Source organism: Desulfobacter sp. UBA2225, from assembly GCF_002348205.1.
Classification (GTDB): domain Bacteria; phylum Desulfobacterota; class Desulfobacteria; order Desulfobacterales; family Desulfobacteraceae; genus Desulfobacter; species Desulfobacter postgatei.
Genome location: NZ_DDYV01000298.1, coordinates 1 through 11,206, shown reverse-complemented (window position 1 = coordinate 11,206; position 11,206 = coordinate 1). Strand labels below are relative to the sequence as shown.

General features: G+C 47.9%; 12 protein-coding genes and 1 pseudogene. 8 read left to right on the top strand and 5 right to left on the bottom strand.

Annotated elements, in window-relative coordinates; all coding sequences use genetic code 11:
- The 4 genes and pseudogenes from B3D59_RS15605 to B3D59_RS15590 all read right to left on the bottom strand — a co-directional run.
- Positions 1–188: pseudogene (locus tag B3D59_RS15605) on the bottom strand (DNA polymerase III subunit delta'); the annotation flags it as partial.
- A gap of 15 nt (positions 189–203) precedes the next feature.
- On the bottom strand, positions 204–479 hold the full coding sequence (locus B3D59_RS15600) for an HU family DNA-binding protein (protein WP_286821752.1): 276 nt from the start codon (positions 477–479) through the stop codon (positions 204–206).
- Between the two features lie 83 nt (positions 480–562).
- On the bottom strand, positions 563–1,087 hold the full coding sequence (locus tag B3D59_RS15595) for a UpxY family transcription antiterminator (protein ID WP_286821741.1): 525 nt from the start codon (positions 1,085–1,087) through the stop codon (positions 563–565).
- A complete protein-coding gene (locus B3D59_RS15590) occupies positions 1,084–3,327 on the bottom strand; it encodes an LPS-assembly protein LptD (RefSeq protein ID WP_286821737.1) in 2,244 nt (747 codons plus the stop codon). The genes B3D59_RS15595 and B3D59_RS15590 overlap by 4 nt, the downstream gene beginning before the upstream one ends.
- A gap of 168 nt (positions 3,328–3,495) precedes the next feature.
- Here B3D59_RS15590 and B3D59_RS15585 point away from each other — a divergent pair, with 168 nt between their 5' ends.
- The 3 genes from B3D59_RS15585 (at position 3,496) to B3D59_RS15575 (ending at position 7,035) form a co-directional block, all read left to right on the top strand.
- Entirely contained in the window at positions 3,496–5,772 is a 2,277-nt protein-coding gene (locus B3D59_RS15585) for a cysteine synthase (RefSeq protein ID WP_286821724.1), read from the top strand.
- Positions 5,773–5,778: 6 nt separating this feature from the next.
- Complete coding sequence (locus B3D59_RS15580) at positions 5,779–6,735, top strand: hypothetical protein (protein WP_286821720.1); 957 nt, start codon at positions 5,779–5,781, stop codon at positions 6,733–6,735.
- A 111-nt stretch (positions 6,736–6,846) separates the two neighbouring features.
- Entirely contained in the window at positions 6,847–7,035 is a 189-nt protein-coding gene (locus B3D59_RS15575) for an indolepyruvate ferredoxin oxidoreductase subunit alpha (RefSeq protein ID WP_004073691.1), read from the top strand.
- Between the two features lie 90 nt (positions 7,036–7,125).
- On the opposite strand, the gene B3D59_RS15570 is transcribed toward B3D59_RS15575, so the two are convergent.
- Entirely contained in the window at positions 7,126–8,013 is an 888-nt protein-coding gene (locus B3D59_RS15570) for a DMT family transporter (RefSeq protein ID WP_286821711.1), read from the bottom strand.
- Between the two features lie 245 nt (positions 8,014–8,258).
- Here B3D59_RS15570 and B3D59_RS15565 point away from each other — a divergent pair, with 245 nt between their 5' ends.
- From B3D59_RS15565 to B3D59_RS15545, 5 genes are all read left to right on the top strand, one after another.
- Positions 8,259–8,396 (top strand): hypothetical protein, encoded by a 138-nt coding sequence (locus tag B3D59_RS15565; protein WP_286821704.1) that lies wholly within the window; start codon positions 8,259–8,261, stop codon positions 8,394–8,396.
- Between the two features lie 365 nt (positions 8,397–8,761).
- The gene (locus tag B3D59_RS15560; protein ID WP_277000832.1) at positions 8,762–9,313 is read left to right on the top strand and encodes an HD domain-containing protein; all 552 of its coding nucleotides are present in this window, start codon (positions 8,762–8,764) and stop codon (positions 9,311–9,313) included.
- A 25-nt stretch (positions 9,314–9,338) separates the two neighbouring features.
- Positions 9,339–10,502, top strand: coding sequence for an HD-GYP domain-containing protein (locus tag B3D59_RS15555; protein WP_286821694.1), 1,164 nt, complete (start codon positions 9,339–9,341; stop codon positions 10,500–10,502).
- A gap of 53 nt (positions 10,503–10,555) precedes the next feature.
- Entirely contained in the window at positions 10,556–10,699 is a 144-nt protein-coding gene (locus B3D59_RS15550; protein WP_286821689.1) for a hypothetical protein, read from the top strand.
- Between the two features lie 5 nt (positions 10,700–10,704).
- Positions 10,705–11,206 (top strand): motility protein A (locus B3D59_RS15545; RefSeq protein WP_286821685.1); only part of this gene is annotated, 502 nt, incomplete at its 3' end.

The following is an 11,206-nucleotide window of genomic DNA, read 5'->3' as shown; positions in this document are numbered from 1 at the left end:
CCTCGGTTTGCACGGCAGTTACAGGCCTGTGCAAAAAAAAGCGCAGCCTGTTTTTTGCCGGTTCCCGGGGGACCGTGAAAAAGCAGGGCATTGGGGATCCGGCCGGTCTGAACAATATAGGTTAATTCAGATAATGGCAGATACGAGGGAAGCGTTTCCGGCTTCGTTTCGGAAGGTGCAAGAGGCATAGTAGAAACATCGGACTAATAATCAACCCGCTCTTTGAGTTCTTTACCGCATTTGAAAAACGGCAGGCGTTTGGGCGGGATGTCTACTTTCTGTCCGGTTTTGGGGTTTCTGCCCACATAACTTTTATACTCTTTGATATGGAAGCTGCAAAGGCCTCGTATCTCGACCCGTTCGCCCTTGACAAATGCGTCTGACACGGAGTCAAAAAATATTTTTATTACTTCGGCTGCTTCTGATTTGGTCAGGTTAGCCCGATCCTTCAATGTGGAAATTAATTCAAGTTTATTCATGGAACCTCAAATATGTTAAACAGCTAAAAAGTTTTTTCAAGTCAAGGGGGGTTTTAATGAATATGCATCAAAAAGTCAAGGGCTTATGACAGTAGGTCCGGGATTTTTTCAACCTTGTCGGAATCCACCTCTACGCCGGCATATCTGCCTAACAGATCTACTTTAATAATGACCCTGCCCTTGCCCTTGTGTTCAAAGAACTCTCCTTTGAGTCCGGCCATGGGGCCTTCAAGAATGATGACCGGATCGCCTTTTTTTAACTCAATAATACTGCCTGTAACCAAATTCTGGGTTACGGATGTCAAAAGCTTGAGCGACTCAATCTGGCGATCGGGCACGGGTATGGGCCCGGCAGAGTTGCCTAAAAGCCTGACCGCACCCACGGTTTTTAAAATCGGTAACTGGTCCACCGGCGCCATGGTGGATTTAACAAACACGTATCCGGGAAACAGCGGGGCTTCTATCATGAGCTTGCGGTCTTTGCGTTTGCTGGGCTTTCTTGTGCTCGGCAGAAAAGCTTCAATTTGTTTTTTGCAGATACGCGAATATACGGTTTGCTCGAAATTACTTCGGGTCAGCAGGGCAAACCAAAGGGCATTGTCTTTCATTTTGTCCCGAATTCTCCAAGACCCTTCAGGGTCACCATGAAGGCAAAGGCTTTGTCTGCAGATTCATCTTTAAACACCAGGTTCAGACCCCAGCACGGCCGGTTGATGGAAATGCCTACACCTGTTTCAACGATTTTTTGGTCTTCAAGATCGCTTTCAACGAAATAATATGCGCCCAGGGTGTCCGGCACCAGATTCATGCTGATTTTTGTTTTCCAGGTATGTGAATAACTTTGCGAATATCGATAAGAGATGTGAAGACTGTCCCCTCTTGTATCTGATAGCGAGCCCCCGACCTGTATTTTTGTGAAATGGCTGTTATTGGGATCAACGGCTATGGTGCCGTTTGACTGCAGGTATTGCATTGGATTTAATTCATATTTTAATGTCAGGTCCTGCCAGGGGTCGTCTTCGGCATCATCCCCATCCTGTTCATACCGGATGTCATATCCCTGGGAGAGCTTGAACCAGAAAAGTTCTTTGTATGAGATGGATTCGTCCCCGTTTTCATCCGTTATCGTATTCCTGGAAGTGAATGTGTTGGTCAAAGACCAGGTGATGATATTTTTTTCTGAAATATCGTCTATGTCATCAAAGTAGGGCAGCTCCTCCTGGTCCACAAAGGGAATATAGTCATACTCCAGCTTGGGCACAATCTTGTGTTGGATTTTTTCGACAAGTTCCGTGTCTAATGTGAACACACGGCTAAGGGTTGTTGACAGGTCCATACCCACTTCATAAAGCCCCCGGTTCCTGTCGTTTGAATCATCTCCGCCGCTGTCCGTGAAATCATCCGTATCCCATAAGGTCCCCCTGACACCGGTATAGGGCTCGAGAAAAAATGCCTTGCCCAGTTTTATGGGATAATAAAATACCGGGTGAACGTCTGCCCGTCTGCCTGTGATCTCTGCATCTTTCCCGGTGACAAGGTCATCTGTGGTATCCTGGCGATAGAAAGATGTCACCTCAGAGTCCATTTTATAGTAGATTCCGGTCTGTCCGACTTGCTGGCGGAGTGCAAAGACTTCAACCGAAGGCAGCGTCTGCAGGGTGGTGTCCTCTGTGTCCATCTGCCTGGCCTCGACATTATCGTACCAAAGTGTCTGCAGATTCAGGCTGTATGAGGACCAGTTTTTTGTGACAAGCAGGCTGTTTTCCCGGATGTAATCGGTCTCTTCATCCAGGTCACGGCCAAACATCTCTTCAAATTCGCCATCTGTGCTGTCAAAACCTGTAAAGCCGTCTGTAAAAGTTCGCAGATAATCCATATCAGAAACATAATCCATATCCAGTTTGGCCTTAAAGCCATACCACAGCTCCTGATCATGCTTCATCCGAAACCAGTACCTGTCATGGTTGGTGCGGTCAGGTGTGGCCGAAATATTGTAATCCTGGTTTTCATCCCCATCGTCTCCAACGGTTTTATCCTTAAGATAGCTCATCATGATCATTCCTTTGGATTCCGGGGACAATATATATCTGTATTCGCCTGAGAGCATTACTCCTCTGTCCGACATGTAGTAGGGGTACAAGGTGGCGTCCGTATTGTCGGAAAGGGCTAAAAAAAGGGGTTGCTGGTATTCAAGCCCCATGTCGTCCGAATACCCTGCCATGGGCATTAAAAGCCCTGTCTGGCGTGTTGTTTTGGCGGGAAATATAAAATAGGGCGTATAAAGGACGGGCATTTTTTTTGCCCAGAAGGTGGCATGGGTGGCATGGCCGTACCCGTCAATGGTCACCTCAATGTCTTTTCCTGTGATTTTCCAGTCCGGTGTATCTGCGTTGCAGGTGGTGATGGATCCTTTTTCCGCATCATAGGTAAACTCCCCGGTTTTTCGAAGCTTATCACCTGAAATATAATAGTTGCCGTCCTGGATGAATACGGTGCCTTGGTTGATCGTACCTGTTTCCGAGCTTAGGTTTACATTCATGGACTTGCAGGTAATGGTGTCATTGCCTGAAATAAACAGGACATTGCCTGTGGCAAAGGCGTCTTTGGTTTTATCTGAAAATTCAACATAATCCGCTTCCAGGCGCGTTTTGCCCCCGGTAATGATCACGTCATTTTCCGCAATGTAAAGTTTGCGTTTGTCTTCGTAGCTTACCTGCCGGGCCTGGATATGCCAGGATACCTTTTGGGTGGATATGGAAGTGGAGAAACCAAGGGCCTGGCCTGAAAGGCATATCATCATGACCGGGAGAATAGATATCCGGAACAGTACTCTTTTACATGAAACCATACGGGGAAATGGTCCTGTTTAATAAATTGCGCATCAAATAAAATTACTGTATAAAGCCATTTTATACTTGAAAAGTCAAGGCCGCTGCGCAAATCGGCTCCGGGCCGGAATCATGGCTTTTGTAAGGAAGAACCGTGGCCGGTTTCCCCCGGCAAAGAGAGGATAAGCATGTATGCCAGCATTATCGATTCAATCGGAAACACCCCCCTTGTAAAAATTCAGACGATTAATCCTGTGCCGGGCGTCACCATCCTGGCCAAGCTTGAATATATGAATCCGGGTGGGTCCATCAAAGACAGAGCAGCTCTGTATATGATCAACCAGGCCGAGGCCGACGGCGAACTGACGCCTGAAAAGACCGTCATAGAGGCCACTTCCGGAAATACGGGCATCGGCCTTGCCATGATCTGTGCGGTCAAGGGCTACAAACTGGCCCTGGCCATGGCTGAAAGCGCCAGTGAGGAGCGTAAAAAAATACTCAAAGCCCGGGGTGCCCGGATTATTCTTACCCCCCGGCACCTGGGATCGGACGGGGCCATTGAAGAGGCCTACCGCCTGGCCAGGGAATATCCGGACAAGTATTTTCTTACGGACCAGTACAATAACGAGGCCAACTGGAAAGCCCACTACCACACCACAGGGCCTGAGATCATGGCCCAGACCAACGGCCAGATAGATGCAGTGGTGGCGACTGTGGGCACCTCCGGGACCCTCATGGGCCTGGCACGGTATTTCAAGGACCAGAACCATCGCGCCCGGGTGATCTGTGCCGAACCCTACTTAGGACACGGCATCCAAGGTCTTAAAAATATGAAAGAGTCCTACACTCCCGAGATTTTTGATAAAACCCTGTTGGGTGAAATCGTCCACATTGATGATGAAACGGCTTTTGAGACTGCCCGGCAATTGGCTGCAAAAGAGGGTCTTTTTGTGGGCATGAGTTCAGGTGCGGCCATGGCCGTGGCCCTTGAGCAGGCCAAGCGTCTTCAAAACGGGGTTATCGTTGTCATTTTTCCGGATTCAGGTGAGCGCTATCTTTCCACCGAGCTTTTCAGTGTAAAGAAGAATATTCACCTTACCGTCTACAATTCCCTGGGTGGGAAAAAAGAGCCCTTAAACCCCCAGGGAGACAAGGAATTTGGTGTTTACACCTGTGGTCCAACGGTACACCGGCGTCTGGATATTACCCATTTCAGGCGTCACGCGTTTACGGATCTGCTCATCCGCTACCTTGAATATCAGAATGTGAAAGTCAGGCATATCGTTAATATTACCGATTATGACGATAAAACCATTGAGGGGGCAAGGCAGGCAAAAACCACCCCCCAGGCTTTTACACAACCTTTTATTGATGCCTTTTTGGCTGATCTGTCACGGCTTGGCATGAGGCCGGCCCAGGCCTATCCCAGAGTGTCCGAACATTTTACCGAAATGACGGATCTGACAAGGAAACTGCTTGTCAACAACCATGCCTATGAAAAACTTCATTCCGTATATTTTGACCTTGCAAGCTTTGGGGATTACGGCCGACTCTCCCGGGTGGACGTTAACAAGATCCGGGTCGGGGCCACTGTGGATCTGGATGAATATGAGAAGAACAATCCCAAGGACTTTACCCTGCTCAAGCGGGTAACGCTGTCGGAGCTTAAACAGGGGCTTGGCGTTAAAACGGAATGGGGTAATGTCCGTCCCTCACTTCATTTGCAGTGTGCCGCCCTTGCCTCAACTTTCCTTGGTGCAGATTTTGATATTCATACGGGTTCAAGGGAGCTTATGTTTCCCCACCATGAAAACGAAATTGCCATTGCCAGGGCTGCCGGCGGTTCTTTTGCCAGGGTGTGGATGCATTGCCACCCGGTGCAATATGACGGATCCCTGGATACGGATGATGCCCGGTCTCTGACCCTGGACCGGTTGGTTGATATGGGGTGGGATGAGAAAACCATTCGTTTCTGGTTGCTGTCCGCACATTACAGAAAATCGTTGCCGTTATCGAAAAAAAGCCTGGATGATGCCCAAACCGTTCTTTCCCGGATCAACCGGTGCATTGAATCCCTTGGTCATGTGTCGGGTCAGTCCAATGAAGAAGATATCCAGCAGATTACCTATGATCTGCGCCAGGGCATGATGGATGCCATGGCAAGTGATCTCAAGATCCCTGTCCTGGTTTCCGGTCTTTTGTCCGGCGTGAAGCGCATCAACCGGCTTGTTGTTGACGGTCAGATCGGCCCGGGAGGGGCGGAACGCCTGCTGAACTGTTTCAAAGATGTGGATGTGGTACTCAATATTTTTGATTTCAGCAGAAAGGTTGCGTATTCATCAGAGGTGTCGGCACTCATGGCTGAACGGGATGCGGCCCGGCAGCAAAAAGATTTTAAGACAGCAGACAGAATCCGGGAACAACTCGATGAAATGGGGATTCTGGTTCATGATCAAAAGGTATAAAATGGTATGATAAACTTTTATTTTTTTCCGTTTACGTTTATGGATGCCCGTCAGGCAAAGATTCTATCCTGTTTTTTTAACCGGTTGAATGTTTTGGATATTCATGGCGGCGCCGCGCTGCCCGAGCCCATGGCCGGCCTGGAAGCCAAAGGCGTGCTTACACGGGTTTGCATTGATAAAGAAAAACTTGCCTTGACTGAACAACAGGTCCGCGCCTACCTGGACTGGGCCGCCATTCACAAGGGCAATGAAAAAAATCTTCGGGCGTTGATTCGTGAGAATGTGTTTTTTAAAGATGATTCAAGTGTGGCTGCCATCCGTTCTGGTATCCGTAACCGGACAGTTTCCCATGACCCGGATGCAACAACCGTCGGAGAGGGCAATGAGGCACTTGTTTTTCTTAAACTTGCAGATATCCATGACCGGCAATCCCAGACCATCCAATCTGCGCTGGATGCTCTGGATCAGGAAAAGGCAGCGCTTTTTGCCGAACTTAAGGGGGATGCCGACACACCCTTGTCCGTGGAGCATACCCAATCTCCTGAACCGGGGCGGTCCATGACTGAAAAAAGAATAACGGCCTGGCTTACAGCCGCTCTTGATTCAGAATGCTTTAATCAGGGCGGTATTCCTGTTCTGGTTACCACCAGCAGTGCCGTCATGGATGCGTTCTTGACTGGTGCGGGCAAGGCGATAAATGCCCTTGACATTGATTCCATAAAAGTGCATGAAAATGGTTGTGCGTTCATAGAACAACAGCATTTTAAAATAGAGACGATCATAGCGCAGATGGCCCAAGGCCTGACGCCTGATCTTGAAGACGACTATTTTGAAGGTGCTGAGCAAGGCTTTGTGACCGGGCGGATTCAAATTCGGTTGTTCCCGGAGCTTAGGTGTGTGAATTTAACTAAAAAAAATCCAGGCGGACAAATTGGCGTATGTCTGGTGGAATTAAACTCATAAAAAGCTTGTTTTAGCAAAAACATTGTTGTAAAAGCGGGTGCTGAATCAGGTTACTATCTTTAGAATGTGAGTTTACACAATTGTATTATTAATTTTTAAGGAGGTTGTAGAATGGCTTTTACCCCGATCGTTGATAAGGAAAAATGTGTAGGTTGTGAAGAATGCGTTGACGTATGTCCTGCAGAAGTATTTGAAATGGTAGACGGCAAATCCGATCCCGTTAATGCAGAAGAATGCATGGGCTGCGAAAGCTGTGTAGAAGTTTGTGAAGCGGACGCCATCATCATCGAAGAAGACTAAAAAGGCGTTATCATTATACCTGATGAATGCCGGGTTGCCCTTTGTAAGCAATCCCGGCATTTTTTATTGTCGTGTTTCTCAGTATCAAATCTATCTGTTTTTTCCCAAAAAAACAGATAGATTCGTTATGTAGACACCTGTGACAACCAGGCCTGCGCCAGCAAGAATTTGCATTGTTACAGGTTCGTTAAGAATAAAGTAAGACAGAATCAGGGCAGAAACCGGCACAAAATTAATGAATACACCGGATTTTGTGGGCCCGATCTCCTTGATCCCCTGGTAATACCAGTAGAAACCCAGCACTGTGCCGAAACACCCCAAGTAGAAAAGACTGACCCATTCAAGCATGCCGTATTTCGGAAGGGCTGAGAACAGGCCTTTTGACACTGCCGGGAAAAAGAGCATCAGGGTGCCTGCCAGTGATGAGTAACACACACTGACCAAAGCAGAGAACCGTGCGGTAAGGGGCCTGCCGAGAAGCGAATAGCTGACCCAGGAGAACACACAACCGAAAATGGCCATTTCTCCGCGGCTGAGACCGGTCTTAAAAATCTGGCCTATATCCCCGCCGGTGATGATGATAAGTGCTCCGGAAACCGACAGGACAAGGCCTATGATTTTTAAAGGTGTCAACCGTTCCTTAAAGATTAATGCTGAGAAAAGACTTATGAATATGGGGTTGGTGGCAATAATCAGAGCGGCCCGGTTTGCGTTGATCATGGTCAGGCCGGAAAAGAAAAATAAATTATATGCAAAAATGCCGGTTGAACCGGAAACAAGAACCAGAAGCACATCCCGCCCATAAAGCCTGGGCAGCCTCCCCTCCTGCCTTATCACCAGTATGACCAGAAAAAATGACGCAATGGAGAATCTTAAAAATGCCGCACAAAAGGGGTGCACATGACCTGCCAGGCCTTTGCCGGCAATGAAGGTGCCGCCCCAGAAAAAAGCGGTCAATAAAAGTTTGAGGTATATCATAACTATTTGTCTCTCAATAACGGCCATGGGCCGATCGGGTCTATCAATACCCAGGCCCAACCCACAACAAAACATGATGGTAATTCAATAGGTTATTGAGACTTTCATGTAAAAAACGTCAGGGGTTCAGGCCTGTTACCAAGTTTAGAGGGTTAATTTGTGCCGGAAGGTATGAAAAGTCAAGGTGAAAAATATCCCTGGTTAAGGTGTTGTGCCCCTTGAAGCTGAAGCATGGCAAGAGATGTATGAAATGCAGAAATACCGGCTACAGCGGCCGGACCGGGATTTATGAAATCCTTGCCTATACCCGGAGGATAAAGCAGTTGACAACCAGAAAGCAAACCTTGGTGACATACGCAGTGCTGCCCGTGAACACGGTCTGATTCCTTTATGTGAAAACCGGATAGAAAAAATGCTTGGCGGACATACAACCTGCCAGGAAATCCTGAGGGTGACCTGGGAGCAGGTGTGACGACGGGTCTCTTACTTTTAAGTGACGATATCGTCAGCGTCAATAGCCTGGCGGGTTGACTATTCAACCACGGTCGTGGGGCTTTGTCGATTCCCTATGAAGAAGAGTGAACCGACCCGCTGCCAGCGGTACGGTATCCGGCACTGTTCTTACGTCGTAACCCGATTCGGTGTCATTGCCGCGTTTGATGGTGTAAATCTTGACTTTATTTGAGCGAATGTTCTATAACCTGTCAATTCAATATTTGTTGCCTAAATCACATAAAATGGATCCGAAATGACACGGATAGCTGATCTTCTGTTTGAAGTACGTATGCTCAAAGACCTGAACCGGACCGGGTACGCTTTTCTGGGTGCCGGAGAAGAAAGTATTGCTGAACACTGCTTTTCCACAGCTTTCTTGTGCTTTGTCATGGCCCGCCTTGAACCGGGTGTGGATGCCGAAAAGCTTATTTCCATGGCCCTGGTCCACGATGCGGCCGAAGCCCGGACAGGTGATTTGAATTATGTGCATAAACAATATAACACCGTGGACGAACCCCATGCGGTATCAGATTTGATCCACGGCCTTGAATGGGCAAAAGATATTCCCGAGCTTATAGAGGAATTCAACCAAGGAGAAACCCGGGAAGCCCAACTGGCCAATGACGCGGATCAGCTCTCCTTGATGCTTGAACTTAAAAAATTAAAAGACCTTGGTGCCACCTCCCCTGAATCCTGGCTGCCCTTTGTGGTCGACCGCCTTAGGACAGATACGGGTAAACAGCTTGCCCGGGAGATTCTTGGCACACGCTGGGATGAATGGTGGACCCGTGGATATTCGGAATAGACAAGATACAGGTATCTTTTGATTTATGGCTTTGCGCCTTTCTATTTTATATGTGGGGTCCCGGTGTCCCCAGGATCTTGCGTCTGCAGATCCGCACCTTTCCGTTGCCTGTGTTAATACGCCTGATGCGATAAAATTTGTGAAACCGAGACCGGATATTGTGCTGATAGATCCTTTTGGCCATGACTCCGGTGTTAACCCGGAAAAGGCCCGATTGTGGTTTGATGTGTTGAGTGGCCACCATTTCAAATTTTCTTTGGCAGTTTTTATCATTGTTCCTGAAGAAACCAACAAGCATGTCCGATTAAGTCTTATATCATCGGGTGCTGACCAGGTGGTGGACTGGCCCCTCGATATACGGGAAATTAAAATTAAGGCCAAAAGCGCTGTTGATAAGTTTCATCTTGAACAGGATGTTTTTTTCAAGACCTGTTCCCTTGAGAAGTCTTTTAAGTACCTAGACCGGTTTAAAAGCGAATTAAAAGAAATGAAAGACGAACTTCTTGAGGATAAAAGCAATCTCAATACCGCTTTAAAACAGATCCAGCAGATGACAGAAGAGCGCCGTCGTTTGAAAGAAAGCCTATTAAATGCCAAAAAACAGCTGGCTTCGGACATGGATGGATTTGGCCGTATGCTTTATTCACTGGTCCGCCAGCGCTTAGAAAAAAATCGCGGCCATGGGGAGCGCGTAGGTAAAATTGCCTGCTTTATTGCAGAACAGATGGGGTTGTCGCAAAAAAAGTTGGAGGATCTGTCAAAAGCTGCTATGCTTCATGAAATCGGGCTGTTGTTCCTTTCAGAAGATAGTTTTTCAGAACAAATGCCTGGAAGGGGAGACGCATCGCAACATTCAGATATCCATTCCACAGCATATGATCAAACCCTGATGGTTCAATTCTCTGTGAAGGGTGCTGAACTGCTCGGCAATTGCCAGGGCTTTGAAGGGGTGGCTGCTATTATCCGGTTTATGAACGAGAATTCGGATGGAACGGGATACCCTGACGGGCTTAAACGTAAACATATCCCACTGGAATCAAGAATTCTTGCCGGGGCTGATGCGCTGGAGACCCTAAGAGAGAATAATACCAGTGCGGGCATCGGGGAACTCCTGGCCGGCCTTGAGCCATTGATCGGCAGCCGGCTTGATCCCANNGGTGGCTTGAAAAATATGCTTTATTTCACTTAAGCGGCGAAACGTTAGGCGTTCGCGGGGTAGGGGTTGAACAACTGGTTCCGGGGATGGTGCTGGGTGCAACACTGTTTACCAAAACCGGCACAAAACTGCTTTCGGCAGGAACGGTTCTGACCCAAGCCGTCATTGACAAAGTGATACAATACCACAGGGAATACCCCGTGGACGAAACTGTTTATATAAAGGCCTGACATATATGGATCTTTCTTCGCTCATCGGCATTCTTTCCGGGATTGGTTTTATTATCGGCTGCATTCTTCTGGGCGGACCGATCACGATGTTCATTGACGCCCCCTCCATCGTCATTGTTTGTGGAGGTACCGTTTCCTCTACCATGATCGCATACCCATTAGGTGATGTGCTTGGCATGTTTAAAGTCTCCATCAAGGTGTTCATGTTCAAGATTGAAAAGCCCGAAGATATCATTGCCAACCTGACGGAGATATCCAATAAAGCAAGAAAGGGCGGCCTGCTCTCCATTGAGGGGGATATCCAGGGCACATCCGACCCCTACCTGGCCCAGGCCCTGCAGATGACGGTGGATGGTGTCAAGACTGACGATATCGGGGATATTATGCAGAAGAAAATGGATTTGACCAAGAAAAATTTGGAAACCGGTTCAGATGTATTCCGCAGCATGGCGGCCTATGCGCCGGCCTTTGGCATGATCGGTACCCTGATTGGTCTTGTACAGATAA